This window comes from Natronobacillus azotifigens (assembly GCF_026805325.1).
Lineage (GTDB): Bacteria > Bacillota > Bacilli > Bacillales > Amphibacillaceae > Natronobacillus > Natronobacillus azotifigens.
In genome coordinates this window covers 1-620 of sequence record NZ_JAPRAT010000076.1, presented here as the reverse complement: position 1 = coordinate 620, position 620 = coordinate 1, and the positions used below count along the sequence as shown (strand labels likewise).

At 49.0% G+C, this 620-nt stretch carries 1 rRNA gene; it reads left to right on the top strand.

Features of this window, described 5'->3' with window-relative positions:
• Positions 1 to 30 precede the first annotated feature (30 nt).
• Positions 31 to 620 (top strand): 23S ribosomal RNA (locus OWO01_RS15970); the annotation flags it as partial.

Sequence of the window (620 nt, the reverse complement as noted above, 5' to 3'; positions counted from 1 at the left end):
TAAGATCAGAACGAGTAACTAACGAACATTAGTTAAGTAAGAAAGGGCGCACGGTGGATGCCTTGGCACTAGGAGCCGACGAAGGACGGGACGAACACCGATATGTCTCGGGGAGCTGTACGTAAGCATTGATCCGGGAATTTCCGAATGGGGGAACCCCCTGCTCGTAATGGAGTAGGACGCATAACTGAATCCATAGGTTATGTGAGGCAGACCTGGGGAACTGAAACATCTAAGTACCCAGAGGAAGAGAAAGCAAACGCGATTTCCTGAGTAGCGGCGAGCGAAACGGAATCAGCCCAAACCAAAAAGCTTGCTTTTTGGGGTTGTAGGACACTCTATACGGAGTTACAAAGAAATCTATTATACGAATCGATCTGGAAAGATCAGCCATAGAAGGTAACAGCCCTGTAATAGAAAGTAGATTTCCTCCAGAGTGGATCCTGAGTACGGCGGAACACGTGAAATTCCGTCGGAATCCGGGAGGACCATCTCCCAAGGCTAAATACTTCCTAGTGACCGATAGTGAACCAGTACCGTGAGGGAAAGGTGAAAAGCACCCCGGAAGGGGAGTGAAAGAGATCCTGAAACCGTGTGCCTACAAGTAGTCGAAGCCCGTT